The following is a 26,814-nucleotide window of genomic DNA, read 5'->3' on the forward strand; positions in this document are numbered from 1 at the left end:
CGCACTCGGTCTCGCTCGTCCGCGTGACCCTCGCCACTGTGTACGAACTGAGAGCATAGGTGGCGGACCACGCGGGTCACCGGGAGAGGGAGGGGCGCATGCCCGAGCGCGGGGCATCGACATCGGATCTGAGCGAGGCGGCCGTACCGGAGACGGAGACGGCCGCCCCTGCTGTGCGCCGGACCAGCCTGCTCGTCACCTTCGTCCTCGGCGGTCTGACCGCCACGCCCCCGCTGGCGATGGACATGTACCTGCCCTCGCTGCCCGAGGTCACGGAGTCCCTGCACGCCCCCGCGGCGACCGTCCAGCTCACCCTCACCGCCTGCCTCGCCGGCATGGCCCTCGGACAGCTGGTGGTCGGCCCGATGAGCGACCGCTGGGGCCGCCGCCGCCCGCTCCTCGCCGGCCTGGTCGTCTACGTCCTCGCCACCGCCCTGTGCGCCCTCGCCCCGAACGTCGAGACGCTGGTCGCCTTCCGGCTGACCCAGGGCCTCGCGGGCGCGGCCGGGATCGTCATCGCCCGGGCCGTCGTACGCGACCTCTACGACGGTGACGCCATGGCCCGCTTCTTCTCCACCCTCATGCTGATCGGCGGGGTCGCCCCGATCGTGGCGCCGGTCATCGGCGGCCAGATCCTGCGCGTGACGGACTGGCGGGGCGTGTTCGTCGTCCTGACGGTCATCGGAGTGCTGCTCGCCGGGCTGGTGTGGGCGCGGCTCCCGGAGACGCTGCCGGTGGAGGCACGGCACGTCGGCGGCGTCGGCGAGGCCCTGCGCTCGATGCGGGCGCTCCTCGCCGACCTGCCCTTCGCCGGTTACATGCTCACCGGCGGCTTCGCCTTCGCCGCGCTGTTCGCCTACATATCGGCCTCGCCGTTCGTGATCCAGGAGATCTACGGCGCCTCTCCGCAGACGTTCAGCCTGCTCTTCGGCGTCAACTCGGTCGGCCTGGTGGCCGTGGGCCAGATCAACGGCAAGCTGCTGGTCGGGCGGGTCAGCCTGGAGAAGGTACTCGGGGTCGGGCTCGTGATCGTGACGGTCGCGGCGGCGGCGCTGCTGCTGATGTCCCTCGGTGCCTTCGGTGAGGTGGGCCTGGCCCCGGTGGCGGCGGCCCTCTTCGTCCTGATGTCCGCGATGGGCCTGGCCCTGCCCAACGCCCAGTCGCTGGCCCTGCTGCGCACCAAGCGCGCCGCGGGCTCCGCGTCCGCCCTGCTCGGCACCTCCTCCTTCCTCGTCGGGGCCGTCGCCTCCCCCTTGGTGGGGGTGGCCGGGGAGGGCACGGCCGTCCCGATGGCGGTCGTCCAGTTGTCGGCTTCACTGGTAGCGCTTACCTGTTTCATGGGAATGTGCCGTCCTTGGAACAGACGTGCGAGTGTGGAGGGAGCGGAGAGCTGAGCGCGCCGAAACTGCGCAGCGACACACCGGAGCGGGCCGGACTGGACCCCGAGGAACTGCGGCTCCTCGTCCAGGACGTCCACGCACTCACCACCGGCGAACGCCCCTGGGCGGCGGGCGCGGTCGTGGTGGCCGGCCGGGGTCCGGTCGTCGCCGTGGAGGAGGCGACGGGCTGGGCGGTCCGGTACGCGTCCTACGACCCGAGGACGGACACGGGCGTGGAGCTGCCGCGCAGGACCCGCGTCCCCATGACCACGGACACCCCCTTCGACCTCGCCTCCCTCACCAAGCTGTTCACGGCGGTCGCCGCCATCCAGCAGATCGAACGCGGCACGCTCGGCATCGACGCCAGGGTCGGCGCGTACCTCCCCGACTTCCGGGCGGCGGCCGAACACGGCATCACCGTCCGCCAGCTGCTCACCCACACCTCGGGCCTGCGCCCCGAACTCCCGCTGTACGACCTCGCGGACGACCCGGCACGCCTGAGGGCGCTCCAGCGGGAACGCCCGATCGGCGTGCCGGGCACGTACTGCTACTCCGACCTCAACCTCCTGCTGCTCCACCACGTCCTCGAACGCATCACCGGCCGCGCCCTGGACGTCCTGATCCACGAGGGCATCACCCGCCCCCTCGGCATGACGTCCACCGCCTTCGGCCCCTGCCCCGGAGCGGCGGCCACGGAGGACCAGCGCCGACCGTGGGCCAAGGCGGACCGGGGGATGCTGCGGGGCGTCGTCCACGACGAGAACGCCTGGGCCCTGGGCGGCGTCGCCGGCCACGCGGGCCTCTTCTCCACGGGCCGCGACCTCGCGGTGTTCTGCCGCACGATCCTGGCCGGCGGCTCCTACGGCCCGGCCCGCATCCTGGGCCCCGACTTCGTGGAGCTGCTGCTCACCCCGCCGGGCCTGGGCTTCGCCCTGGACCAGCCGTGGTTCATGGGCGAACTGTCGGGCCGAGGCGCCGCCGGCCACACCGGCTTCACGGGAACGTCCCTGGTCCTGGACCGGGCCACGGACACGTTCCTGGTCCTCCTGGCGAACACGGTCCACCCCAGACGCCGCCCGGCAGTGAACGGGCCGAGGGCGAACGCGGCGACGCGGGTGGCACAGGCGGTCAGGGAGAAGTGAGCGCGCCAACGGGCAGGTCCGCGCCTGCGCCCCGCGCCCATAGAATCACCGGGTGAACGCCCCCGTACCCCCGGCCGAGACCCTCCGTACCGCACTGGCCGGCCTCCTCGACGGTCTCCCGCCCAGACAGGCCGCACAGGCCGTGGAGCGGCTGATCGCCACCTACCGCGGGGCGACCCCGACCGACGCCCCCATCCTCCGTGACCGTGCGGACGTCGCCGCGTACGCCGCCTACCGGATGCCCGCGACGTTCGAGGCGGTGCGGTCGGCGCTGGCGGAGTTCGCGGACGCGACCCCGGAGTGGGCGCCGCTCAGCCATGTGGACGTCGGTGGCGGCACCGGCGCCGCGACCTGGGCCGTCACCGCCACCTGGGCCGGGGCCCGCCCGGTCACCGTGCTGGACTGGGCCGAGCCCGCGCTGGCCCTGGGCCGGGAGATCGCCGCCGCCAACCCGGCACTCGGCGCGGCGAAGTGGCAGCGCTCTCGCATCGGAGCAGCGCTCACCATCGAGAGCACTGATCTCGTCACCGTCTCCTACGTCCTCAACGAACTCACCCCCGCCGACCGCACCGCCCTGGTCGACGCCGCCGCGACCGCCGCACAGGCCGTGGTGATCGTCGAGGCCGGCACCCCGGCCGGCTACGCGCGCGTGATCGAGGCCAGGGACCGGCTCATCGCCGCCGGCTTCCACATCGCCGCCCCCTGCCCGCACAGCGCGCGCTGCCCGATCGTCCCCGGCGAGGACTGGTGCCACTTCTCGGCCCGGGTCAGCCGCTCCTCCCTCCACCGCAAGGTCAAGGGCGGCTCCCTCGCCTACGAGGACGAGAAGTTCAGCTACGTCGCCGCCACCCGCTTCCCCGTCACCCCGGCCGCCGCCCGCATCGTCCGGCGCCCGCAGATCCGCAAGGGCCAGGTCCTGCTCGACCTCTGCGAGACCGACGAGCGCCTGACCCGGACGACGGTCACCAAACGCCACGGCGACCTCTACAAGGCCGCCCGCGACGCCGAGTGGGGAGACGCCTGGCCGCCGGAGTCGGAGCCGGATCAGGGCTGAGGCGGTCGCACCGGCGCACGCCTCCCCGTACGAACACCTCCGCACGCCCCTCCCCGCAAGGAACCGCCCCGTGCCACCGGCACGTTGAAGCGGGAGTGAGGGGCTGTGGGGGACTCCGGGCGGACCGGGGACGGCTCCTTCGGAGGTACCCGTGCTCGTCCTGGCGCTCGTCATCACCGGCGGTACAGCCGTCGTGTCCGGCCTGCTGATCGTCGTCGTCAGGCGCACCGGCACCGCCACCCAGCAGATCGTCAAGATCCTCCTCGGAGTCGTGGCCATCTCCATCGCGGTCTTCTTCGGGACGCTGGCGCACCTGGACGACAACGGCGGCCACACGGTCGGCGCCGAGGACGACCGCGCCGCCGTCGCCCGCTCCGCCACGCCGCCCACCCCGTCCACGGCGACCCCGCCGACATCCACCCCACCGGAGACCGCGCCCCCGGCGGACGAGTCGTCGCCCGTCTCCCGGCAGTCCTCTTCCCTACCGGAGCGAACCCCCGACAAGGCGCCGGACGAGACGCCCGGAGGGGCACCGACCGCGACGCCCGCCGACACCCCCACCCCCACCGGCCACGACAACGCGCCCCGCTCCAGCCCGGCCAAGATCCGCATCCAGGGCGCCGAGGCCCCCTGGACCGGCATGTGCCTGGACGTCTACGGCCCGCTGACGGACCCCGGCACCCCGGTACAGATCTGGCACTGCGAACGCGTCGCCGAGATGGAGTGGCGGTACGGCACGGACGGCACCCTCGTCGGCTACGGCGGCAACTGCCTGACCGCGGTGGGCGTGGCCGCGGACGCCACCCCGGTGGAGATGCGTCCCTGCGACGGCGGCACAGGGCAGCGGTGGCGGCGGGTGGGGGAGGAGTTCCACGGGTCCGACGGCTACTGCCTCGACATCAAGGGGCCGGGCACGACGGACGGGACACGCGTGCAGTTGTGGACCTGCGAGGGCGTGCCGCAGCAGCAGTGGACGACGACCACACTCTAGAACTTCGGCGAGACGTTCCGTCTCACCTCCCTGGTACCGTCGCCCCATGCCCAACCAGCCCGCCCCCGCCCCCCAGCAGCCCGACTCGAGCCGCCGCAGCGCGCGGTCCCGCCGGGCGATCTACGACGCCGCCCTCGCGCTGGTCGGCGAGGTCGGCTACCCCAGGACCACCATCGAGGGCATCGCGGCCCGCGCCGGCGTCGGCAAGCAGACGATCTACCGCTGGTGGACGTCGAAGGCGGACGTCCTGCTGGAGGCCTTCCTCGATCTCAGCGGCCAGGCGGCCGAGGCGGCGGGGCAGGAGCCGTACGCCATCCCCGACACCGGCGATGTCGCCGCCGACCTCAAGGCGGTGTTGCGGGCCACCGTCGACGAGCTCCAGGACCCCCGCTTCGAGACGCCGTCCCGCGCGCTGGCCGCCGAGGGCCTCGTCAACGAGCAGCTCGGCCGGGAGTTCGTCGCCAAGCTCCTCGAACCGTCCCTCCAGCTGTACGTCGAGCGGCTGCGGGCCGCGCAGGCGGCGGGCCAGGTCCGTCCCGAGGTCGACCCGCGCATCGCCCTCGAACTGTTCGTCTCCCCCCTCGCCCAGCGCTGGCTCCAGCACACCGCGCCCATCTCGTACGAATACACCGACACCCTCGTCGACTACGCCCTCCACGGCCTCGCACCCCGCTGAGCCGGCGTGATCCCTGTGACCAGGACGACAACGACCGGCGCGACAGGGGGGTAAATCCCGGCAAAGCGGGCCATGGCGCGTGATCCATACCCCCGGTACGCCCTGTCCCACCTACCCCGGTTGTCGGCTCCGGTCCCCCGGGGCGCAGGATGGTGGGACCATAGGGCATGCTGTCCGCACCACAGCGAGGCGAGGGGATAGATGAGCCAGGAGTTCGGCGGCCGGACCGGCCTTCAGGGCAAACTCACCCAGTGGCTGCGCGGACGCCGCCCCAAGGAGGCCGCTGACGACAGCGGCCGTGAGGCCCTGCTGGTGGCCGCCGTCGAGGCGGGACTCCCCCTCGCGCCCGCCGCCCACCCGGCCCCCGGCTACCGCTGTTCCTGTGACCGGGTCGGCTGTCCGACCCCTGCCCGGCACCCCGTCTCCTTCGCGTGGCAGACCCAGTCCACCACCGACCGCGGCCAGATCGAGCGCTGGGCCCGGCATCAGCCGCAGGCCAACTTCATCACCGCCACCGGCATGGTCCACGACGTCCTGGACGTCCCCCTGGACGCCGGTCTGGAGGCCATGGAGCGGCTGCTCGCCTCCGGTATCGAGGTCGGCCCGGTCGCCGAGAGCAGCGACGGCCGCCTCCTCTTCTTCACCCTCACCCGCGGCACCCCCGAGGACGAGGACGAGTGGTGGCCCTGCGAGCTGGACTGCCACCCCGAGACGGCGGACGAGCACCCCGGCCTGCGCTGGCACTGCCGGGGGTCCTACGTCCTCGTACCGCCCGCGCGACTGCCCGGTGACGGACAGGACGTGCATTGGGTGCGCGGCCTCGAACACCCGCTGCCCGATCCGCTGAGCCTGCTGGAAGTCCTCACCGACGCCTGCGCCCGCCATGCCGGCGCGGAGCCCGACCACGTCTCCACGGCCTGGCCCCTGCGCGGCTGAGACACCCCCGGGGGCTATTCGCCCTTGCCGGCCGTCAGACCCTGGATGCGGCCCAGCACCGCCACCTGTCCGCCGTCCGCGTTCCTCGGCGGGTCCAGGGCGAGCTCGTTGGAGATGGTCTCCAGCGTCAGCGACTGCTTGACCTCACCGGTCGTCAGCGCCTGCACGGCCGCGGTCTGCGTGGGCACCGAGGTGCCGGGCGCGGCGGTCTGCTTCTCGTAGTGCCGCGTGGTGAAGAACACCGCGGCGCCGCCGTCCTTCGTGCGCAGCGCCAGCGGGGCGTACGCGCCGCTCGTCAGCGACTCGTCGATGTACTGCCGGACCAGGCCGGGCTTCTTGGCCTGCTTCTCCCGCGCGGTGCGCCATCCGCTGGTGTGCGCGCCGTCCGCGAAGACCTTGCCCTTGCCGTCCTGGAGATATGTCGCGTAGTCCTGGCTCAATTCCTTGGGTGCGACGGCCAGTTCGGCGGAGTTCGGGGCGATCGCCTCGGCCCAGCCGTCCTCGTCGGTCTTGAACTCCGGTACGTCGTCCGGGGCGACCAGCGTCAAGTACGCCGCCTGGAACGGCTCGTTCAGGCCGCCTCGGGTGAACACGAACAGCCAGCGCGCGGCGCCACCCTTGTTGGCGGCCGCGTCGGCGACGAACCAGCGCGGCCAGCCCGCCTTCTCGGTGATCGTGTACTTCACGTCGGACAGCTTCAGCGGCGTGTGGGACGGGTTGCCGTCCGGGCTGGTCACCGAACCGGCCTTCAGCCGGGCCGCGTCGATGTCACCGAGGGGCCCGGTCACCCGGTCCGCGTCCAGTGAACTGTCGTACGCCTTGTCCGCGTTGTTGTACGCGGTCGTGAACTCCTGAAGTGCCTTCGCGGCCTCGGCCCTGGTGGTGGCGGGGAGTACCTCGCGTTCCCCGTGCACCACCACGCACCCGCTCGCCGTCAGCGACAAAGCGGTCACCGAGGCCGCTATCAGCGCCCTGCGGTCAAGACTGCGAAGCCTTCGAGGGCTGCGATCCCTGCTCATCGCGTACCTTCACCTTCCCCTTCCCGGAGGCGAACCCTACCGGGGCGAGGAACAGGGCGAGCGTCGGGATCAGGTACAGCAGCCACACCGTGACCTGGAGGACGGTCGGGTTGGGCTGGAAGTTGAAGACGCCCTTGAGCAGCGTGCCGTACCAACTGTCCGGCGGGATGGTGTCGCTGATGTCGAAGGCCAGGCTGCGCTCACCGGGCAGGAAGCGGGCCTCCTGGAGGTCGTGGAAGCCGTACGCCAGCACGCCCGCCGCCACCACGACCAGCATGCCGCCGGTCCAGGTGAAGAACTTGGCGAGGTTGATCTTCAGCGCGCCCCGGTAGAACAGCCAGCCCAGCACGACCGCCGTGGCGATGCCGAGCCCGGCGCCGATCACCGGGCGCGGGGTGCCGTCACCGGCCGCGCGCACCGACGTCCACACGAACAGGGACGTCTCCAGGCCCTCCCGGCCGACGGCGAGGAACGCGGTGGCGACCAGTGCGCCGGTGCCCATCTGCAGGGCCGCGTCCAGCTTGCCGTGCAGCTCGGACCTCAGGTGCCGGGCGGTGCGCCGCATCCAGAAGACCATCCATGTCACCAGGCCGACCGCGATGATCGACAGGGAGCCGCCGAGCGCCTCCTGTGCCTCGAACGTCAGCTCCTGGGAGCCGAATTCGAGCGCGCAGCCGAAGCCGAGCGCGAGGGCGACCGCGACGCCGATGCCGATCCAGATGGGCTTCAGCGCGTCCTTGCGGCCCGTCTTCACCAGATAGGCGATGAGGATGCAGACGACGAGAGAGGCCTCCAGGCCCTCGCGCAGACCGATCAGATAGTTGGAGAACACGGTCGCTCACGCCTCCTTGGAGAACAGCGTCCGGCCCCACCAGTCGTCCTTGTCCCGGACGCCGGGCGGGACGGCGAAGACGGCCGAACCCACGTGCTGGATGTACTCGTTGAGGGCGTCCGTGGCCAGGTTGCGCTGGATGCGGATGAACCCTTCCCTGACGTCCCGCATGTACGCCAGGAAGAACAGCCCGGCCTCCAGGCGGCCGAGGCCGTCCGTGCCGTCGGTGAAGGAGTAGCCGCGGCGCAGGATCGTCGACCCGTGGTTGGACGTCGGGTGCGCGAGCCGGACGTGCGCGTCCGGTTTCATCGCCTTCAGGAACGGCTCGTCGCGCTCCTTGGCCTTGCCGACCGGGGCGCCCTCGCCCTTGTCCCGGCCGAAGATGTCCTCCTGCTCCTGCAGGGGGGTGCGGTCCCAGGTCTCGATGTGCATGCGGATGCGCCGGGCGACGAGATAGGACCCGCCGACCATCCAGTCGGGCCCCGCCTTCTCGTCGACCCACACGAACTTCTTCAGCCGGTCCGTCTCGGTGCCCGCGATGTTGCGGGTGCCGTCCTTGAACCCCATGAGGTTGCGCGGGGTCTGCTCCTCGGGCGTGGTCGACGAGGTCTTCCCGAAGCCGAGCTGCGACCACTTGATGACGACCTTGCCGAAGCCGATCCGGGCGAGGTTGCGGATCGCGTGCACGGCGACCTGCGGATCGTCCGCGCAGGCCTGCACGCACAGATCGCCGCCGCTGCGGTTCTTGTCCAGGGCGTCCCCGGCGAAGTGCGGCAACTCGACCAGCCCTTCGGGCTGTTGGTCGGCCAGCCCGAACTTCTGGAAGAGGGAGGGCCCGAAGCCGATGGTGAGGGTCAGCCGCGACGGCTTGAGCCCCACGGCCTCCCCGGTGTCGTCCGGCGGCGCCTCGGCCAGGCCGCCGAAGGCCCCCTCGCCGACGGCCTGTCCACCGGTCATCCGGCGGGCCGCGGCCGTCCAGTCCTTCAGCATCCGCACGAACTCGGCGCGGTCCTCGGTCTGTACGTCGAACGCGGCGAAATGCAGCCGGTCCTGCACCGGCGTGGAGATCCCGGCCTGATGGGCACCGTGGAAGTCGACCGCGGCGCCCGTCTCGGCGGCCACGGTGTCGACGTCGTCGCCACGGGTCATCGCGACCGCGCCACCGGCCGCGACGGCACCGAGCGCGAGCCCGGCACCGCCCCAGCCGATGAGGGAACGGCGAGAAGGAGATTCCGTCATGGTGGTGTCCCCCTACTTCGAGACCACGGCGGCGGCGAGCTTGGACAGCGGCTCCGCGAGCGCGTTGACCGCGTCCGACAGCTCCTTGCGGTCGGCGTCGCCGACCTTGTCGTACGAGGTGAAGTCGTACGACGTCTTGTCCGCCCGGTACTTGTCGAGCAGCGTGTTCAGCGCGGCGAACTGCTTGTCCAGCTCGGTCACCAGGGCGGGGTCGTTCTCCTTGGCGACCGCCTTCAGCAGCTCGTACGACTTCTCCGCGCCCTCGACGTTGGCCTTGAAGTCGACGAGGTCGGTGTGCGAGTAGCGCTCCTCCTCGCCGGTGACCTTGCCGGTGGCGACCTCGTCGAGGAGTTCCTTGGCGCCGTTGGCCATGGAGGTCGGGGTGATGTCCGCCTTGCCGACCCGCTTCTGCCAGTCGGTCAGATCGGTGATCAGCTGGTCGGCGAGCTCCGAGTCGCGGGCGGTGAGCTTCTTGTCCTTCCAGAGGGACTTCTCCAGCCGGTGCCAGCCGGTCCAGTCCTTCGCCGGGTCCTGGCCGTCCTCCAGGCCGTCCTCACGGACGTCGACCTTGGGGTCGATGTCACCGAAGGACTCGGCGACGGGCTCGGTGCGCTCCCAGCCGATACGGGAGGGGGCGTAAGCCTTCTGAGCCGCCGCCAGATCCCCGTCCTTGACCGCCTTGGCGAAGGTCTCGGCGAGCGGCAGGGTCGCGTCGGCCTGCTCCTGCACATAGGTGCGGTAGGCGGCGACGGCCTTGTCGAGGCGCGGGTCGCGCTTGGCGGCGGTACCGCCGGTGGCCTTGACGTCCTGGCGGATGCCGTCGCCCTTCATGCCGGGCTTGCAGGCGATGGTGTAGTCACCGGCCTTCACCTCGGCGGTGACCCGCTGCTTGGTGCCGGCGCCGATGTTCTCCCGCTCGGTGACGATCCGGTCGTCGGGGAAGAGGAGGTAGACCTCGGTGACCTTGGAGCCCTTGTTCTCGATGGCGAGCTCGACGTGCCCGGCCGGGAACTCCTTGGTCGACACCTCGCACTTGCTGTCGGTGGCGGTCACGTTGATCACCCGGTCGCCGCTCGCGTCGCCGCCCTTCTCGGTGCATCCGGTGAGGGCGGTCAGAGCCGCCACGGTGGCGGTGGCGGTGACGGCGGACAGACGGACGGCTCGCATGCAGGCTCCCGTGGGTGGCGTGGGTGGCCGAAAAATCACGTGACAGCGCTCACACGGATTGGTGAGGCTGCCCTAACTTAACCGAGGCTTACCTGCGTGATACCCGGTCGTGCCGTGATTCACCTCTCATAGACGGTGTAAGGGCACGAGCCGATCACGGTGACTTAAAACGGACCCCAAGAACGTCCCAAGAACCCCTCAAAGGTGAATCACAGATTCCGGGCCGGAGTGACGAGCAGCGCCTTGGTCCGCGGATGCGGAAGCACTTCCACCGGCTGCTGGTACACCTCCGACAACAGCCCCTCCTCGAACACCTCCCGCGGCGGCCCGTCCGCCACGAGCCGCCCGGCGCACAGGATCGCGACCCGGTGCGCGTACGCCGCCGCGAGCCCCAGATCGTGCAGTACGACGACGACGGCGTCCCCGGCCCGCGCCCGCTCCCGGCACACCCTCAGCACCAGCTCCTGATGCCGCAGATCGAGTGCGGCGGTCGGTTCGTCGAGCAGCACGAGCGGCGCACGCTGCGCCAGCACCCGAGCGAGCGCGACCCGGGCCCGCTCACCGCCGCTGAGCGCGGAGAAGGGGCGAGGTGCGAAGGCGGTGGTGTCCGTCTGCCGCATGGCCTCCGCCACGGCGGTGTCGTCGCCCTCGGGATCGACACCGGCCCAGGGAGCCCGCCCCATCTGGACGACGTCCTCGACGGTGAAGGGGAAGGAGAGCGCGGCGGACTGGGGGAGGACGGCCCGGCGCAGGGCGAGATCGGGGGCGGACCACTCGCTCGCCGGACGGCCGTGAATGCGTACGACCCCTTCGGCGGCCGGGACATCGGCGGCGAGGGCGGAGAGAAGTGTGGACTTGCCGGCGCCGTTGGGGCCGACGAGCGCGAGCACTTCACCGGCGCGGACGGTGAGGTCGATGCCCTGGAGGACGGTACGGGAGCCGAGACGGACGTGAAGGGTGCCGACTTCGGCGAGGACGTCACCGGGGGAGGCGGGGGAGGGAGGGGCGGGACGAGGACGCAGGAGTCTCATGGGCGGGTTCCTTGGGAGAGGGGTCGCGGAGGGTGCGGAAGTCCTTTGTCACTGCTGATGAGGGGCTGAGCTGGTGAAGGCACGGCGAGGTGACGTACCCAAGGGGCGCGGGGCTGTGTCGGATGTGCGGCTACCGCCGCGTGGGCGCGGCCGGCCCCCACTACCCGCACACGACACACAACCCACTACGCCCAACCCCCTTGCCTCCGCCGAGTCCTCCGCAACAGCCAGAAGAAGAACGGACTCCCCAACAACGCCGTCAGCACACCCAATGGCAACTCCGCGGGCGCGGCCACCGTGCGGGCCGCCAGGTCCGCCCCCAACAACACCAGCGCCCCCAACAGCGCACTCCCCGGCACCAGAAACCGATGCCCCGGCCCGGCAGCCATCCGCAGCAGATGCGGCACCACGAGCCCCACGAAGCCGATGATCCCGGCCACGCTCACCGCCGCCGCCGTCAGCAACGCGATGACCAGCACCAACACCACCCGCAACCGCTCCACGTCCACCCCCAGATGCCGGGCCGGACGTTCCCCGAGCGACAGCAGATCCAGCCGCCGGGCATACCAGGGAGCCACCGCCAGCCCGAGCACCGCACACGGCAGCACCGCGAGCACCTTCGGCCACGTCGCCTGCGCCAGCGATCCCAGCTGCCAGAACGTGATCTGGTTGACGGCGGCGGTGTCGGCGTAGAACAGGAACAGCCCGATCACCGCCCCGGCGAACGCGTTCACCGCGATCCCGGTGAGGATCAGCGTGACCACCTCGGTCCGGCCGCCGGACCGCGACATCGCGTACACCAGCAGCACCGTGCCGAGCCCCGCCACGAACGCGAACACCGAAACCGTCCACGTCCCCAGGAAGTTCACGCCGAACGCGATCGCCGCGACCGCTCCCACCGCCGCCCCCGAGGAGACGCCGATGACCCCCGGCTCGGCGAGCGGATTGCCGAACACGCCCTGCATCAGCGCCCCCGCACACCCCAGCGAGGCCCCGACGAGCAGCGCGAGCACGATGCGCGGGAACCGTACGTTCCACAGCACGGACTCGGCGACCCGGTCCAACTCCCCGCCACCCAGACCGACTCGATGCAGCACCGAACCCAGTACGTCCCCCACCGGGATCGGATAGGCCCCGACCCCCGCCGCGACCGGCACGAGAACGAGCAGCCCGACGACCAGGCCGACGGTCAGCAGCCAGGAGACCGAGGGGCGTCTCCGCGCCGGCGCCTCGGGCGAGGGCGCCCCGCCCCGGGTCGTGGCCTTCTCCAGTACGGTCACGCCCCACCGTCCTTCGCGTACAGCTGCCGCACGATCGACTTCAGCACCTGGTCGGTGCGCGGCCCGTAGTTGAGAAGCACCCCGTCCTCGACCGAGACGACCCTGCGGTCCATCCCGGCCGGGGTCTGGGCGACCCCGGGGATCCTCACCAGGCCGTCGATGCCGCCCACCGACTCAAGTCCCTTGGCCATGACGAGAATCGCGTCCGGCGCGGCCTTCACGAGCGCCTCGCTGGTGATGGCCGTGAAGTCCTTCGTCAGCCCCGACTCGGCCCCCGCGTCGATCCCTCCGGCCGCCTCGATGAGCGAGGTCGCGCCGGAGCCCTTGCCGCCGATCAGGTAGACGGAGGCGGAGCCGCGGAGGTAGAGGAAGGCGACGCGGGGCTTCTCCCCGGTATGCGGAACTCGCCTGCTCGCGGCGGTGATTCGCCGCTCGGAGCGGGATGTCAGCTCCTCGCCGGCCTTCGGTACGCCGAGCGCGTCGGCCACCGCCTGGATGCGCGTGCCGACATCGTCGAGACCGTCGGCCGGATCGACCACGAGCACCGGGACACCCGCGGCACGGATCTGGTCCATCGCCTCCGCCGGACCGGTGGTGGTCTCGGCGAGCACCAGATCGGGCTTCAGTGACAGCACGCTCTCGGCCGACACGTCATGGCCGCGGGTGACGACCGGCAGCTTCGACGCCTGCGTGAAGGTGGCCGTGATGTCGCGGGCGGCGACCCGGTCGCCGAGCCCGAGGGTGAACACGATCTCGCTGAGGCTGCCGGAGAGCGGCACGATCCGCTCGGCCCGCTCGACGGTCACCTTCCCGCCGTCGGCGGAGGTCACGGTGGCGGGGAGTTCCGGGCTGGGGGTGCCGACGAGGGGCTCGACCCGGTTGGCGGTCGTCGTCGCCGCCTCGGCGGAGGACGTCGATGCCGGGGCCCCGCCTCCGCAGCCCGTCGCCGTCGTGAGGGCGAGCACCGTCAGCAGTGCGCCCGTCATTCGTGTGCGCAAGCGTCGCACGGGTCCGTCCGTTCCTTCGGTGTCGTCGATCCGACCGGCGGAAACCTGTTGTCCCCGACCACTGGAGCTTAGGTTAGCCTTACCTTTGTTCGCTACCGGCAGTCGTATCCGGAGGACCCTCCATGCCCGCACGTCTCCGTGCCCTGGTCACCGCGGTCTGCGTGGCCGTCCTGGGCGCCGCGCTCCCGGCGGCCACCGCGCACGCCGCGAGCCGCACCGTGCAGGGCGGCCGCCTCGACTGGGGCGTCAAGTCCTCCTTCCAGAGCTATGTCACCGGGCCCGTCGCCCAGGGGAGTTACTCCCTGACCGGCGGTGCGGCCACGGTCGGCAGCGGAGCCTTCCGCTTCCACTCGGCGACCGGCACCTACGACGGCGACACCGGCGCCTTCACCGCCGCCTTCTCCGGGGGCGTCCGCTTCACCGGCCACCAGGCGGACGACGGCACCTACCAGCTCGACCTCACTCTCAGCCGCCCCACCGTCCGCGTCACGGGCTCCACCGGGACCCTCTACCTGGACGTCACCAGCAAGGCGAAGGGCACCGGGACGGTCACGACGTCCCGCCAGGTGCCCTTCGCCTCCCTCGCCCTCGGCGGCATCGACATGCGGGGCGGCGGCACCGCGGTCGTCCTCAACAACCTCCCCGCCACGCTCACTTCGCAGGGCGCCCGGTCCTTCGCGGGCTACTACACGGCGGGCACCGCACTGGACCCGGTGAGCCTGTCGGCGGACGTGCGGGCGGCGGTCACCGAGTCGCCGACTCCGAGTGCCGCCAAGTCCCCTGCGAAAAAGGAGACTTCGGACAGCGACGGCATCGAGGACGGCGCCGTCGACTGGGGGGTGCGCCGCACCTTCCGCGAGTACGTCACCGGCGACATCGCCCAGGGCAAGTGGACCCTGTCGGCCGGCGCCCAGGACGGCGGAGCGCTCTTCCGCTTCCCCGGCGGGGACGGCACGTTCGCCGACGGTGCCCTGACAGCGACCTTCGAGGGAGCCGTCCGCTTCACCGGCGCCCACGGCCTCGACCTGAGGCTGAGCGATGTCCGGGCCACCGTCGCCGGGGACGGCGAGGGCACGCTGTACGCGGATGTGGTGACCGCCGACTTCACCGGCGAAAGGGTCCCCCTCGTCACCTTCACCGCGAAGGGCCTCAAGGCGAAAGGTGGCCTGGTGACGGTCACCGAGGCGCCCGCGAAGCTCACGGAACGGGGCGCCAGGGCCTTCGCCGGCATGTACCGGGCGGGCACCGCCATGGACCCCGTGTCCCTGGCCGTCGCCCTCACCGACACCGCCCGGCTCCCCGCCCTGCCCGACCTCGGCAGTACCCCGACAGAGAGTGCGAGCCCGGCCGCGAAGTCGCCGGACACCTCCACCGAGCCTGTCGCGAGCACGTCGTCCGACGACGGCAGGGGCGCGGCGCTGCCGATCGGCCTCGCGGCGGGTTCGCTGCTGCTGGCGGCCGCGGCGTTCGCGGTGCTCCGCAGGCGTCGTACGCAGGCCGCGGCCTCCGCCGCACAGGACGACTGAACCCCCTTCCCCCGTCCGCCCGTTGCCCACGGCCGGACCCTCGCCCAAGGAGAACCGCACATGCCCGTCAGACCTCGTCGCCGTCCCCTCGCCCTCGCCGCGGCCGTCGCCACCGCGGCGACCGTCGGTGCCACCGCGCTCGCGACGGCCGGCGCGACCAGCGCGGCGGCGGCCGAAGTGCCGCTCAGCGGCTATGAGTTGACCTGGGGGATCAAGCAGTCGTACCGCACCTACGTCACCGGCTTCGCGGCCGGCAGCTTCACCGCGACGGACGGGGCGAAGCAGGCGGCTGACAACGGGGTGTTCACCTTCACCGAAGGCGCCGGCACCTACGACTCCACCGCGCACACCCTCGCGCTCGGCTTCCAGGGTGCCCTGAAGATCGAGTCGAAGCTGCACGGCTTCGAGATCGACCTGTCCGACGTGCGCTTCGACAGCGCGGCGGCGGAGATCACCGCGGACGTGACCAAGTCCGGTACGACCACGCAGGACGTGCCGCTCGCCGACGTCACGGTCACCCGTGCCATGACGGACATGGAGACCAGGCTGACGAAGGAGGCCGCGGACGTCTTCGGCAGCGCGAGCTACGAGGGCGCTACGGGCGACCCACTGACGGTCGTACAGAAGACACAGCCCCCGACCCCGACCCCGACGCCCACCCCGACCCCCACGCCGCCGGCGACCGAGAGCGCGACGCCTACGCCGCCCCCGTCCACCACCGCTCCCACCCCCACCCCCACCGCCACGGAACCCGCGGCGACCGCGGGCGACATAGTCGACGGCACGCTCGGCTGGGGTGTGAAGCAGTCCTTCCGTACGTATGTCGTGGACGGCGTGGCCAAGGGCGGGATCACGACCTCGGGCGGGGCGGCCCAGGCCGCCGGCAACGGGATCTTCACCTTCGTCGACGCGACGGGGGAGTACGACACGGACGCGGACACCCTCTCCGCCGCCTTCGCGGGCGCGGTGAATTTCAAGGGCCATGAGGAGAACGGCGAGTACGGCCTCGACCTGACCCTGAGCGACGTCCACGCGACGCTCGACGCGGGCAAGGGCGAGCTGACGGCGGACGTCACGAGCCTCGGCGAGAAGACCGAGAACGTGGTCCTCGCCGACCTGAAGACCACGAAGGCGGACCTGACGGCCACGGACGACGTCATCACCGTCAACGACGTGGAGGCCACCCTCACCGAGGCCGGCGCGAAGGCGTTCGGCGGCTTCTACACGGCCGGTACGGAACTCGACCCGGTGGACCTCACGCTCGCCGCGACGGACGACGCGACCCTGCCGACCGACGACGACTCGGCGTCCGCGAGCCCCTCGGACCCAACGTCCGGCACGACGGGCGGCACGGCGTCCGGCACGACTGGTTCCACGACGGGCGGCGGCACCGGCGGCGCCCTGGCCACCACCGGTGCCGGCACCCCGGTGGGGGCCCTGGGCGCGGCGGCCGCGGTGACGGCGGCGGCGGGCGCGGGCGTCGTGTTCGCGGTGCGCAGGCGGCGCACGCAGGCGTAGCACCGGCCCCCGTGCGCAGGGGGCACCGGGAACGGGCTCGCCCGTTCCCGGGCCCCGCCTCGGCGGAGCCCCCCACCTGGGACGACCTCGCCGCCCGCGCAATGTTTCAATGCCCCCGTGACTGACTACGACGTCCTCCGCGTCTTCTGTGCGCCCAACGGCGGATACGGCAACGAACTCGGCGTCGTCCGTGAGGGCTCCGTGATGCCCGGCAGGGACGAACGGCAGGCGTTCGCGGGCAAGCTCGGCTTCAGTGAGACCGTGTTCGTCGACGATCCCGAGCGCGGTGTCATCGACATCTACACGCCCACCCTGCGGCTGCCCTTCGCCGGACACCCCTGTGTCGGTACGGCCTGGCTGCTGGACGTGCCCGAACTCGTCACGCCCGCCGGGCTCGTGGGTGCCCGGCTGGACGGGGAGTTCAGCTGGATCGAGGCGCGGGCGGAGTGGGCGCCGCCGAGGACCCTGCGCCAGTACGCCTCGGCCGCCGAGGTCGACGATCTGCCCGTACCGCCCAAGGGGGAGTGGATCTACGCCTGGGCCTGGGAGGACGAGCCCGCCGGACGGGTCAGGGCCCGTGCCTTCCCCGGCCGCGACGACGGCATCGAGGAGGACGAGGCGACCGGAGCCGCGGCGATCCTGCTCACGGATCTGCTCGGCCGCGCCCTGAACATCACCCAGGGCGCGGGCTCCCAGATCCTCACCGCCCCACAGCCCTACGGCTGGGTGGAGATCGGCGGCCGGGTGGTGCTGGAGCGGGAGCCCGAGCGCTAGTCACGCGCTCAGCGGGAATTCCTCGCCCAGCGCCCTGAACACCGCCGTGTTGAGGGCGAACGCCCTCTTGCACTCCGCGACGATCCGCTGCTTCTCCAGGTCGTCCGCCCGGATCGCGTCCAGCAGTTCCCGGTAACCCCTCTTGAACGCGGCCGGGTTGGCGATCCCCTCGAAGACGTAGAAGCGCACGCCGTCGCCCTTGCGTGCGAAGCCCCAGGTCTTCTCCGCCTTGTCGCGGATGATCTGGCCGCCGGACAGGTCGCCGAGGTAGCGCGTGTAGTGGTGGGCGACATAGCCGGCGGGCCAGCGTTCCGCGCACTCGCGCACCCGGTCCGCGTACGCCTGCGTGGCGGGCAGCGCGGAGACTCCCGTACGCCATCCGGGGCCTCGCAGATGCTCCAGGTCCCGCTCCAGGGCGGCGAGCCGGTACAGCTCGGGCTGGATGAAGGGGCCGGCCACCGGGTCCGACGCCAGCCGGTCCGCCCCGGCCTCCAGTGCCTCGTACACGCACCACAGCTGCTCGGTGTAGCGGGCGTACGCGTCGACCCCCAGCCTGCCGCCCAGCAGATCGCTCATGAACGACGAGGTCTCCGCCTCGACGTGCTGTGCGTGGGACGCGGTGCGGATGACTGTCGAGAAGGAGTCCATGCGCCATATCCTCTAAGGTTAGGCTCACCTAAGTCAATAGGTTTGCCGACAGTCTGTCGGTAAAAGCGTACAAGAAAAGACCCGCCCCCAGCAGGGGGGACGGGTCCGGCGAGCGCCTCCTACGGCAGCGTCAGGATCTCCGTGCCGGTCTCCGTCACCACCAGCGTGTGCTCGAACTGCGCCGTCCGCTTGCGGTCCTTCGTGACGACCGTCCACCCGTCGTCCCACATGTCGTAGTCATGCGTGCCCAGCGTCAGCATCGGCTCGATCGTGAACGTCATCCCGGGCTGGATGACCGTCGTCGCGTGCGGGCTGTCGTAGTGCGGGATGATCAGGCCGCTGTGGAAGGACGAGTTGATGCCGTGACCGGTGAAGTCACGGACGACGCCGTAGCCGAAGCGCTTGGCGTACGACTCGATGACCCGGCCGATGATGTTGATCTGGCGGCCCGGCTTGACCGCCTTGATCGCGCGGTCGAGGGATTCCCGCGTGCGCTCCACCAGCAGACGGCTCTCGTCGTCGACCTCCCCGACCAGATACGTCGCGTTGTTGTCGCCGTGCACCCCGCCGATGTACGCCGTCACGTCGAGGTTGACGATGTCCCCGTCGTTGAGGACCGTCGAGTCCGGGATCCCGTGGCAGATCACCTCGTTGACGCTGGTGCACAGCGACTTGGGGAAGCCGCGGTAGCCGAGCGTGGAGGGATAGGCGCCGTGGTCGCACATGTACTCGTGCGCCACCTTGTCCAGTTCGTCGGTGGTGACACCGGGCGCGATCTTCTTGGCCGCCTCGGCCATCGCCCGGGCCGCGATCCGACCGGCACGGCGCATCGCCTCGATCGTCTCGGGCGTCTGCACCTCCGGACCGGTGTACGGCGTCGGCGCGGGCTTGCCGACGTACTCGGGACGACGGATGTTTCCGGGGACGGAACGGGTGGGGGACAGTTCCCCTGGGACGAGCAGCGACTGGCCAGACATGTCAGTGAGTCTAACGAGCGGGTGTGGGGGAACATGTTCGTGGCGAGAGGAGCAGGTCATGGCCTTGTTCAAGAAGCGCACGGTCGGCAAGCCGGGCGAGTGGTACTACTGCCTGGAGCACAAGAAGGTCGAGGAGGGGCCGGAATGCCCCGCCAAGGACCGCTTCGGTCCGTACGCCTCCCGGAAGGAGGCCGAACACGCGATGGAGACCGCCCGCGAGCGCAACCTCGAGTGGGAGAACGACCCGAAGTGGCACGACGCCACGAAGGGCGCCGACGAGGACTGATCAGGCCCGTGCAGCCGCCTTGCGCTGTGCCCGGACCCGTGCCGCGTGCTCGTCCGTCCGGGCGTCGTACGTCATCAGCTTCGGCAGGCACAGGGCCAGCAGTCCCACCGCGCCGGCGCACAGCAGTCCCCCCGACCACACCGACGTCCGCACGCCCCACCAGGCGGCGAAACCGCCCGACCTGACCTGGCCGAGGGTCGGGCCGACCGAGTAGGACAGCAGCTCGATCCCGGCGAGCCGGCCCCTCAGCTCGTCCGGGATCGTCTGGTTCCACATCACCCCGCGGAAGATCCCGCTGACCATGTCGCAGCCGCCGGCCACGGTCAGGAACAGCAGCACCAGCCAGACGTTGCCGACGACCCCGGCCGCCGCGACGGCCACGCCCCACAGCGCGGCCGACAGGACCACCATCCGGCCGTGCCGATGGATGCGGGCCGTCCAGCCGCTGGTCGCGCTCACCAGCATCGCCCCCAGCGGGACGGTCGCGTACATCAGGCCGAGCGACCACTCCGCGTCCAACTCGTCGGCGAGGAAGGGGAGCAGGGCGAGAGGCATCGCCAGGAACATCGCCGCCAGGTCGACGGCGTAGGTGCCGAGGAGTTCCTTGCGGCTCCAGGCGTACCGCGCTCCCTCGGCGATCGCCTTCAGCGACGGTTTCGCCGCCTCGTGCGCGGCGGGCGAGGAGGCGATCGGGATGATCAGGGCGACGGACACGACGAAGGTGACCAGATCGGCGGCGTAGGCCCAGCCGAGCCCCGCGTACGCCACCACCACACCCGCCAGCGCCGGGCCGGCGACCCCGCCGACCGTCCAGCGGAAGGTGTTGAGGGAGGCCGCGGCCGGGAGATGGTCATGGGCCACGATCCGCGGCCACAGGGAGTCCAGCGCGGGGCGCTGGACCGACACCAGCGCCGAGGAGAGGGCGGCGACGACATACAGCGGCCACACGGCCGGGTGCGGCATCAGCGCGTTGAGCAGCAGCACCGCGCTCAGCAGACCCTGCCCGGCCTCCGTCCAGAGGATCAGGCCCCGCTTGTCGAGCGCGTCGGCGAGCGCACCGCCGTACAGCCCGAAAACGATCAGCGGGACGAGCTCCACCGCGCCGATGGCCCCCACGGCCGCCGCCGATCCGGTCAGGTCCTTGATCTGCACCGGCAGTGCGACGAACGTCAGGAAGCTGCCGAAGTTCGAGATCAGCCCCGACACCCACAGCCGCCGGAAGTCGGCCGAGGCCCGCCAGGGCGCGAGGTCGGGCAGGACGGAGCGGAGACGGGAAGGGGCCGTGTCGGCGTCGGTGTCGGTCACGAGCGGTCATGCTCGGGCGGGGCGGCCGACCGGGCAACCGAATTTCCCGCTACCAGCGCGCCGGCGGCGGCGCCGTGAGCTGCTCCGTCAGCCGGGAGAGCCGGTCCCGGAAGCGGCGCGGGCCACGCGGCGCGGGCACCGCGTTCTCACCGGCCGCCGCGCTCACCAGATGCTGCACGGTGTCCAGATCGAGGTCCGTGCCCTGCGGCACGGCCAGCGACTCGTGCGCCAGCGCGGCCAGGTCCCCCTCGTCGGGGCCGAGGGCGAGGACGGTCGCCCCGGCCCGGCGGGCGTCGTGCACCCGCTCAAGGAGCGGCGCGTCCGGTCCGTCCGGTCCGTTCGGCGACACCACCAGGAGCGTCTCGCCGCGCCGCGCCGCCGCCAACCGCCCCAGCCCGACGGCCAGATGGGCCGGATCGGAGGGCTGCGCGTCATGCCGTACGAGCGTGGGGGCCAGCTCCGGCGTCCCGGACCAGGCCGCCTCGTCCACCAGATGCGCCGCGAGATGCCAGGGCTCGTACTCCGGGGTGCCCACCAGCAGCAGCCCGCCCCCGTGCGACACCACCGACCCGCGCAGCACCCCCGCGAACCTCCGGGTCGCCCCCAACCACTCGGTCCCGGCGAGCACTTCACGCAGCAACGCGACACGTACGGCGTCCATGCGACCGCATCCTGCCGCAACCGGCCGGGCGCGGCCCCGGGTTCCCGTCGAATTCGCCCGAACCGGGTTCGGGGGAGCGCGCCTCCGCCCTCACCTGACCGGCCGGGGTGCGCGAGCCGCACGTAAAGTCAGCCCATGACCTCTACCGACAGTGCTGCACAGACCCCCGCGAAGGCGCCCGCCAAGGACCCCTGGGACCTCCCCGACGTCTCCGGCCTTGTCGTCGGCGTGCTCGGCGGGACCGGCCCCCAGGGCAAGGGCCTCGCCTACCGGCTCGCCAAGACCGGCCAGAAGGTGATTATCGGCTCGCGGGCCGCCGACCGCGCCCAGGCCGCCGCCGACGAGCTCGGGCACGGAGTCGAGGGCGCCGACAACGCCGAGACCGCGCGCCGCAGCGACATCGTGATCGTCGCCGTGCCGTGGGACGGACACGGCAAGACCCTGGAGTCGCTGCGCGAGGAACTCGCCGGGAAGCTGGTCGTCGACTGCGTCAACCCGCTCGGCTTCGACAAGAAGGGTGCCTACGCCCTGAAGCCGGAGGAGGGCAGCGCCGCCGAGCAGGCCGCGGCCCTGCTCCCCGACTCCCGGGTCGCCGCCGCCTTCCACCATCTGTCGGCCGTCCTGCTCCAGGACCCGGAGATCGACGAGATCGACACCGATGTGATGGTCCTCGGCGAGGAGCGCGCCGACGTCGAGATCGTCCAGGCCCTCGCCGGGCGCATCCCCGGCATGCGCGGTGTCTTCGCCGGCCGGCTGCGCAATGCCCACCAGGTCGAGTCGCTGGTCGCCAACCTGATCTCCGTGAACCGCCGCTACAAGGCGCACGCGGGGCTGCGCGTCACGGACGTGTGAGGGGATGGGGGACACTGGACGTCGTCGTACACCGGTGTCCCCCGACAGGAGAATCGCCCCCATGCCCCGCCTCGCCCTCTACACCCTGATCGTCTGCCTGCTCGCCGTCGCCGCGGCGGTCGTGTCCTTCGCGCAGGGCAGCTTGCTGGGGATCGTGTGGGTGCTGATCGCGGGGCTGTCCAGCAACATGTGCTGGTACTACGTCAAGCGCGGCAAGGCCGAGCGCGACAGCTCGGTCACGAACTGACCGAGCAGAAGTCGCTGGTCTGCCAGAACCGGAAGAGGTCCTGACCGCAGTACGTCTCGACATCGCTGATGCCGAGCGACGCCAGGATCGAGTCGATCAGGTCGAAGAACGCGTGGTTGACCGACGGCACCCACAGCAGCGCGAACACGAACAGCAGACCGAACGGGGCGAAGGGCTCCACCTGGCGCTTGATCTTGTACGACAGCCAGGGCTCGATGACCCCGTAGCCGTCCAGGCCCGGGACCGGCAGGAAGTTCAGGATCGCCGCCGTCACCTGGAGCAGGGCGAGGAAGGCCAGCGCGAACCGGAAGTCGGTCGGCACGCCGTCCAGGGCGTCCAGCCAGAACGGGGCGGTGCACACGACCGCGAACACCACGTTGGTCAGCGGTCCGGCCGCCGAGATCAGACTGTGCTTCCAGCGCCCCCGGATCCGTCCGCGCTCGATGAACACCGCACCGCCGGGCAGACCGATCCCGCCCATGATCACGAAGAGGACGGGCAGGACGATGCTCAGCAGGGCGTGGGTGTACTTGAGCGGGTTCAGGGTCAGATAGCCCTTCGAACCGACCGAGATGTCACCGCTGTGCAGGGCGGTACGCGCGTGCGCGTACTCGTGCAGACACAGGGAGACGATCCACGCGGCCGTCACGAACAGGAACACCGCCACCCCGGGCTGCTCCGCGAACCCGGTCCAGGTGGCCCACCCGGTCACCGCCGTCACGGCGAGGATCCCGACGAAGACCGGGCTGATCCGCCGGTCGCTGCGGCGGGCGGCAGTGGCTGTCATGGGGTTCCCCCGACTCTCGTACACGCTCTGGGACTGCCCGACCGTACCGGGCCTACGCCGAAAACGTCTCGCGGTCGGTCATCGGTTCCGGAGAAGGTGGGGGACATGGGGTGGTGGCATGAGGGTGACGAGGCCGTCGCCGACACCCGTATCCCCGTGACCGCGCCCTGAACGACCGGAGACAATGGACCCCGTGCGCTATCGCATCCTCGGTACCACCCAGGCACTCCGTTCCGACGGCACCCCGCTCCCCGTCGGCGGGGCGCGGCTGCGTGCCCTGCTGACCGTGCTCGCCCTACGACCCGGCCGCACCGTCACCGTGGGACTGCTGGTCGCCGAGGTGTGGGACGGCGACCCGCCCGCCGACGCGCCCGCCGCGCTCCAGGCACTGGTCGGACGGCTGCGCAGGGCCCTCGGCGCGGACGCCGTCGCCTCCGTGGACGGCGGTTACCGGCTCGTCGCGGCCCCCGACGACATCGACCTGCACCGCTTCGACCGGCTCACGGGCGAGGGCGCGCGGGCCATGGCCGACGACGACCCGGCGAAAGCGGCCGGTGTCCTCGACGACGCGCTCGCCCTGTGGCGCGGCCCCGCCCTCGCCGATCTGCCCGACCGCGCCGCCGAGTCGGCGCGCTGGGAGGCCCGACGCCTGGACGCGCTGCGCGCCCGCCACACCGCCGCCCTCGCCCTCGGCCACGCCGAGCAGTCCCTGCCCGAGCTGACCGCCCTCTGCGACACCCACCCCCTGGACGAACCCCTCCAGGCCCTCCGGCTGCGCGCCCTGCGCGACGCGGGCCGCACGGCGGAGGCACTGGCTGCCTACGAGGACGTACGCCACCTGCTGGCGGACCGCCTCGGCGCCGACCCGGGGCCGGAACTGCGGTCGCTGCACGGGGAGTTGCTGGACCAGCTGCCGTCGGCACCCGCGGTGCCCGTCCCGGCTCCGGCCGCCGACACCGTCGCCCCCGCCCCCGGCAACCTCCGCGCCCGGCTCACCTCCTTCGTCGGGCGGGAAGCCGATATCGAGGCCATTCGGGGGGATCTCGCGGTGGCCCGGCTCGTCACCCTGCTCGGGCCCGGCGGGGCGGGGAAGACGCGGCTGTCGCAGGAGGCGGCCGAGACCGTGGGGGACGCGGCACGGGACGGGGTGTGGCTGGCCGAACTCGCGCCGGTCGACGATCCGGTCGATGTGCCGGAGGCCGTGCTCACCGCCGTCGGCGCCCGCGAGACCGTGCTGTACGGGGCCGGCGCCGAGGCCATGCGGGCCGGCAACGAGCGGCACGACGACCCGGTCGAGCGGCTCGTCGAGCACTGCGGCAGACGCCGGATGCTGCTGATCCTCGACAACTGCGAGCATGTCGTCGAGGCCGCCGCCCGTCTGGTCGCGGCCCTCCTGGAACGGTGTCCGGAGCTGACGGTCCTGGCCACCAGCCGTGAATCCCTCGGCGTGCCGGGGGAGTTGCTGCGGCCGGTCGACCCGCTGCCCGAGCCCGTCGCGCTGCGGCTGCTCGCCGACCGCGGGGCCGCGGCCCGGCCCGGCTTCCGGGTCGAGGCCGACGCGGAGACCGCCGCGGCCTGCGCCGAGATCTGCCGTCGCCTCGACGGGCTCCCGCTCGCCATCGAACTCGCGGCAGCCCGGCTACGGATGTTGACGCCACGTCAGATCGCCGACCGGCTCGACGACCGCTTCCGGCTGCTGACCTCCGGCAGCCGTACCGTCCTGCCCCGCCAGCAGACCCTGCGGGCCGTCGTCGACTGGTCCTGGGACCTGCTGGACGAGGGAGAGCGGGAGGTGCTGCGGACGCTGTCCGTGTTCGCGGGCGGATGCGACCTCGCCGCCGCCGAGGCCGTGTGCGGTCCCGTCGCACTGGACGCGCTCGGCTCCCTCGTCGACAAGTCCCTTGTGGTGGCCGCGCCTTCGGACTGCGGAGGGATGCGCTACCGGCTCCTGGAGACCGTCGCCGAGTACGCGGGCGAGCGGCTCGACGAGAGCGGGCGGCGGGCCGAGACCGGGCGCGCGCATCTGACGTACTACCGCGAACTCGCCCGCACCACCGACCCGTTGCTGCGCGGCCCCGGCCAACTCGCCTCCATCGGGCTGCTGGAGCGCGAGTACGAGAACCTGCGCACCGCCCTGCGGCTCGCCGTCGCCGAGCGGGACGAGCAGGAGGGCCTCTGTCTGGTCCTGTCGCTGGCCTGGTACTGGCAGATGCGCGATCTGAAGATCGAGGCCCGTACCTGGTCCAAGGAGGTCATGGCCCTCGGCCCCGACCCGTTCACCGACCCCGTCCGCCCCGCCCGGCCGGTGTGGCGGCGCTGCACGGACGATCCGCCGCCCTGGACCGGCGAGGTCCTCGAAGAGGCCCGGCGCGGTCTGCATCTGACCCATCTCGCCTGCATGGACACCGAGTTGGACGCCTGGCAGACACCCGAGGCGCAGGCGAAGCTCAAGGCCGTCGCGCACACCTACGAACCCGGCCAGCCGCAGACCTGCCGGGCCCCCGGCTGCCTGTGGGTCTTCGCCATCATGCTCACCGGCGACATGGAGCGGCTGCGGCTGGTCATCGACGAAACCGTGCGCACCTCGCGCGAGACCCCCGGATACGACTGGGAGCTCGCCGCGAGCCTGCAGTGGCGCGCCAACATGTTCGCCAACCGCGTCGACTGGGCGGGCGACGCCATCAGGGACGCGGACGAGTCACTGGCCATCTACGAGCGCCTCGGTGACCTCTGGGGCACCGCGGAGGCACTCTCCGCGCGGGCCGAGTCCCATGAGCGCAAGGGCCGTTGGGACCTGGCGGCGGCCGACTACGAGGCGGGGATCGACATCGCCGCCCGGCTCGGCGCCCGCGCCCAGCAGGCCGTCCTCAAGGCCCGGCTCGGCAGTGTGCTGATGGAGTCGGACCCCGAGGGCGGGGAGCGGCTGCTGCGCGAGGTGATCGCCGCCCACGGCGGTGGCCACAACGACGCGATGCCCGCCGCCCGGCTCTTCCTCTCCGCCCGGCTCGCCCAGACCGACCGCGTCACCGAGGCGCGCGAGCAACTCCGGCTGCTGCGCGAGGAGTTCGGCATCGCCCACTTCATCATCTTCGACGCCTTCATCCTTGGCGCGGAGGCATTGGTGGAGGCGGCTGACGGGCGCTTCGCAGCCTGTCTCGACAAGGTCCGCCGGGCCCTCGGCAAGGCCGAGGACCCGCTGTCCCAGGCGATCGCCCCGCACATGCGCGCCCAGTACCTGCACATCGCCGCCCTCGGCCTGGCCGGTGTGGACGGCGGTGGGCGCGCCACGGACGGGGCCCGCTGTCTCGCGGCCGGCGACGCGATGCTGCCGCCCTCCCATGTCCCGCAGAGCTACGAACGGGAGGCCCGCCACCGGGCCGAGCGCGAGCTGCGTGCCCGGCTCGGGGAGGCGGCCTACGCCACGGCGTACGACGAGGGCGCCGGTCTCTCCCCCGGGGAGGCCGCCGCCCTCGTCTGAAC

The 26,814-nt window shown here is 71.9% G+C and carries 25 protein-coding genes; 13 read left to right on the plus strand and 12 right to left on the minus strand.

Annotated features, from left to right (window positions below):
* Nucleotides 1-98: 98 nt before the first annotated feature.
* The 6 genes from OG885_RS31815 (at nt 99) to OG885_RS31840 (ending at nt 6,178) form a co-directional block, all read left to right on the plus strand.
* Nucleotides 99-1,394: a multidrug effflux MFS transporter gene (locus OG885_RS31815; protein WP_405737703.1), complete on the plus strand. Its 1,296-nt coding sequence runs from the start codon at nt 99-101 to the stop codon at nt 1,392-1,394.
* Nucleotides 1,346-2,521, plus strand: a complete 1,176-nt coding sequence (locus OG885_RS31820) for a serine hydrolase domain-containing protein (RefSeq protein WP_405737704.1) — start codon at nt 1,346-1,348, stop codon at nt 2,519-2,521. The genes OG885_RS31815 and OG885_RS31820 overlap by 49 nt, the downstream gene beginning before the upstream one ends.
* 52 nt (nt 2,522-2,573) lie before the next feature.
* Complete coding sequence (locus OG885_RS31825; protein WP_405737705.1) at nt 2,574-3,575, plus strand: small ribosomal subunit Rsm22 family protein; 1,002 nt, start codon at nt 2,574-2,576, stop codon at nt 3,573-3,575.
* A 151-nt stretch (nt 3,576-3,726) separates the two neighbouring features.
* Complete coding sequence (locus tag OG885_RS31830) at nt 3,727-4,566, plus strand: RICIN domain-containing protein (RefSeq protein ID WP_405737706.1); 840 nt, start codon at nt 3,727-3,729, stop codon at nt 4,564-4,566.
* Between the two features lie 46 nt (nt 4,567-4,612).
* Entirely contained in the window at nt 4,613-5,242 is a 630-nt protein-coding gene (locus OG885_RS31835) for a TetR/AcrR family transcriptional regulator (protein WP_405737707.1), read from the plus strand.
* Nucleotides 5,243-5,443: 201 nt separating this feature from the next.
* Nucleotides 5,444-6,178, plus strand: a complete 735-nt coding sequence (locus OG885_RS31840) for a bifunctional DNA primase/polymerase (RefSeq protein ID WP_405737708.1) — start codon at nt 5,444-5,446, stop codon at nt 6,176-6,178.
* Nucleotides 6,179-6,192: 14 nt separating this feature from the next.
* Here OG885_RS31840 and OG885_RS31845 read toward each other — a convergent pair whose 3' ends face one another.
* The 7 genes from OG885_RS31845 to OG885_RS31875 form a co-directional block, all read right to left on the minus strand.
* The gene (locus tag OG885_RS31845) at nt 6,193-7,197 is read right to left on the minus strand and encodes a hypothetical protein (protein ID WP_405737709.1); all 1,005 of its coding nucleotides are present in this window, start codon (nt 7,195-7,197) and stop codon (nt 6,193-6,195) included.
* Nucleotides 7,157-8,029 carry an iron uptake transporter permease EfeU gene (efeU, locus tag OG885_RS31850; protein WP_405737710.1) on the minus strand — a complete coding sequence of 291 codons (873 nt, stop codon included), beginning with the start codon at nt 8,027-8,029 and terminating at the stop codon, nt 7,157-7,159. Before efeU ends, OG885_RS31845 begins: the two co-directional genes overlap by 41 nt.
* A 6-nt stretch (nt 8,030-8,035) precedes the next feature.
* Entirely contained in the window at nt 8,036-9,268 is a 1,233-nt protein-coding gene (gene efeB, locus OG885_RS31855) for an iron uptake transporter deferrochelatase/peroxidase subunit (protein ID WP_405737711.1), read from the minus strand.
* Between the two features lie 12 nt (nt 9,269-9,280).
* On the minus strand, nt 9,281-10,435 hold the full coding sequence (gene efeO, locus OG885_RS31860) for an iron uptake system protein EfeO (RefSeq protein WP_405737712.1): 1,155 nt from the start codon (nt 10,433-10,435) through the stop codon (nt 9,281-9,283).
* 209 nt (nt 10,436-10,644) lie between these two features.
* Nucleotides 10,645-11,466: a heme ABC transporter ATP-binding protein gene (locus tag OG885_RS31865; protein ID WP_405737713.1), complete on the minus strand. Its 822-nt coding sequence runs from the start codon at nt 11,464-11,466 to the stop codon at nt 10,645-10,647.
* A gap of 185 nt (nt 11,467-11,651) precedes the next feature.
* A complete protein-coding gene (locus OG885_RS31870) occupies nt 11,652-12,746 on the minus strand; it encodes a FecCD family ABC transporter permease (protein ID WP_405737714.1) in 1,095 nt (364 codons plus the stop codon).
* Nucleotides 12,743-13,732, minus strand: coding sequence for a hemin ABC transporter substrate-binding protein (locus OG885_RS31875; protein ID WP_405742965.1), 990 nt, complete (start codon nt 13,730-13,732; stop codon nt 12,743-12,745). Before OG885_RS31875 ends, OG885_RS31870 begins: the two co-directional genes overlap by 4 nt.
* 143 nt (nt 13,733-13,875) lie before the next feature.
* Here OG885_RS31875 and OG885_RS31880 point away from each other — a divergent pair, with 143 nt between their 5' ends.
* The 3 genes from OG885_RS31880 (at nt 13,876) to OG885_RS31890 (ending at nt 17,571) form a co-directional block, all read left to right on the plus strand.
* On the plus strand, nt 13,876-15,279 hold the full coding sequence (locus OG885_RS31880) for an HtaA domain-containing protein (protein WP_405737715.1): 1,404 nt from the start codon (nt 13,876-13,878) through the stop codon (nt 15,277-15,279).
* Between the two features lie 60 nt (nt 15,280-15,339).
* Nucleotides 15,340-16,797: an HtaA domain-containing protein gene (locus tag OG885_RS31885; RefSeq protein ID WP_405737716.1), complete on the plus strand. Its 1,458-nt coding sequence runs from the start codon at nt 15,340-15,342 to the stop codon at nt 16,795-16,797.
* 117 nt (nt 16,798-16,914) lie between these two features.
* On the plus strand, nt 16,915-17,571 hold the full coding sequence (locus OG885_RS31890; RefSeq protein WP_405737717.1) for a PhzF family phenazine biosynthesis protein: 657 nt from the start codon (nt 16,915-16,917) through the stop codon (nt 17,569-17,571).
* On the opposite strand, the gene OG885_RS31895 is transcribed toward OG885_RS31890, so the two are convergent.
* On the minus strand, nt 17,572-18,219 hold the full coding sequence (locus OG885_RS31895) for a heme oxygenase (biliverdin-producing) (protein ID WP_405737718.1): 648 nt from the start codon (nt 18,217-18,219) through the stop codon (nt 17,572-17,574).
* A gap of 119 nt (nt 18,220-18,338) precedes the next feature.
* On the minus strand, nt 18,339-19,196 hold the full coding sequence (gene map, locus OG885_RS31900; protein WP_405737719.1) for a type I methionyl aminopeptidase: 858 nt from the start codon (nt 19,194-19,196) through the stop codon (nt 18,339-18,341).
* A gap of 58 nt (nt 19,197-19,254) precedes the next feature.
* Between map and OG885_RS31905 the strand changes: the two genes are divergently transcribed.
* Complete coding sequence (locus OG885_RS31905) at nt 19,255-19,482, plus strand: hypothetical protein (RefSeq protein ID WP_399965922.1); 228 nt, start codon at nt 19,255-19,257, stop codon at nt 19,480-19,482.
* Here the strand turns inward: OG885_RS31905 and OG885_RS31910 are convergent, their stop codons facing one another.
* Together OG885_RS31910 and OG885_RS31915 are read right to left on the minus strand one after the other, a co-directional pair.
* Nucleotides 19,483-20,787 carry an MFS transporter gene (locus OG885_RS31910; protein ID WP_405737720.1) on the minus strand — a complete coding sequence of 435 codons (1,305 nt, stop codon included), beginning with the start codon at nt 20,785-20,787 and terminating at the stop codon, nt 19,483-19,485.
* A gap of 49 nt (nt 20,788-20,836) precedes the next feature.
* Nucleotides 20,837-21,448 carry a hypothetical protein gene (locus tag OG885_RS31915; protein WP_405737721.1) on the minus strand — a complete coding sequence of 204 codons (612 nt, stop codon included), beginning with the start codon at nt 21,446-21,448 and terminating at the stop codon, nt 20,837-20,839.
* Nucleotides 21,449-21,583: 135 nt separating this feature from the next.
* Between OG885_RS31915 and npdG the strand changes: the two genes are divergently transcribed.
* The gene (npdG, locus tag OG885_RS31920) at nt 21,584-22,300 is read left to right on the plus strand and encodes an NADPH-dependent F420 reductase (RefSeq protein WP_405737722.1); all 717 of its coding nucleotides are present in this window, start codon (nt 21,584-21,586) and stop codon (nt 22,298-22,300) included.
* Between the two features lie 4 nt (nt 22,301-22,304).
* On the plus strand, nt 22,305-22,547 hold the full coding sequence (locus OG885_RS31925) for a hypothetical protein (RefSeq protein ID WP_405737723.1): 243 nt from the start codon (nt 22,305-22,307) through the stop codon (nt 22,545-22,547).
* Here OG885_RS31925 and OG885_RS31930 read toward each other — a convergent pair.
* A complete protein-coding gene (locus tag OG885_RS31930; protein ID WP_405737724.1) occupies nt 22,537-23,334 on the minus strand; it encodes a site-2 protease family protein in 798 nt (265 codons plus the stop codon). The two genes, OG885_RS31925 and OG885_RS31930, sit on opposite strands and share 11 nt — an antisense overlap.
* A 184-nt stretch (nt 23,335-23,518) precedes the next feature.
* Here OG885_RS31930 and OG885_RS31935 point away from each other — a divergent pair, with 184 nt between their 5' ends.
* Nucleotides 23,519-26,812 carry a BTAD domain-containing putative transcriptional regulator gene (locus OG885_RS31935; RefSeq protein WP_405737725.1) on the plus strand — a complete coding sequence of 1,098 codons (3,294 nt, stop codon included), beginning with the start codon at nt 23,519-23,521 and terminating at the stop codon, nt 26,810-26,812.
* Nucleotides 26,813-26,814: the final 2 nt, after the last annotated feature.

The organism is Streptomyces sp. NBC_00028 (genome assembly GCF_045041065.1).
Lineage (GTDB): Bacteria > Actinomycetota > Actinomycetes > Streptomycetales > Streptomycetaceae > Streptomyces.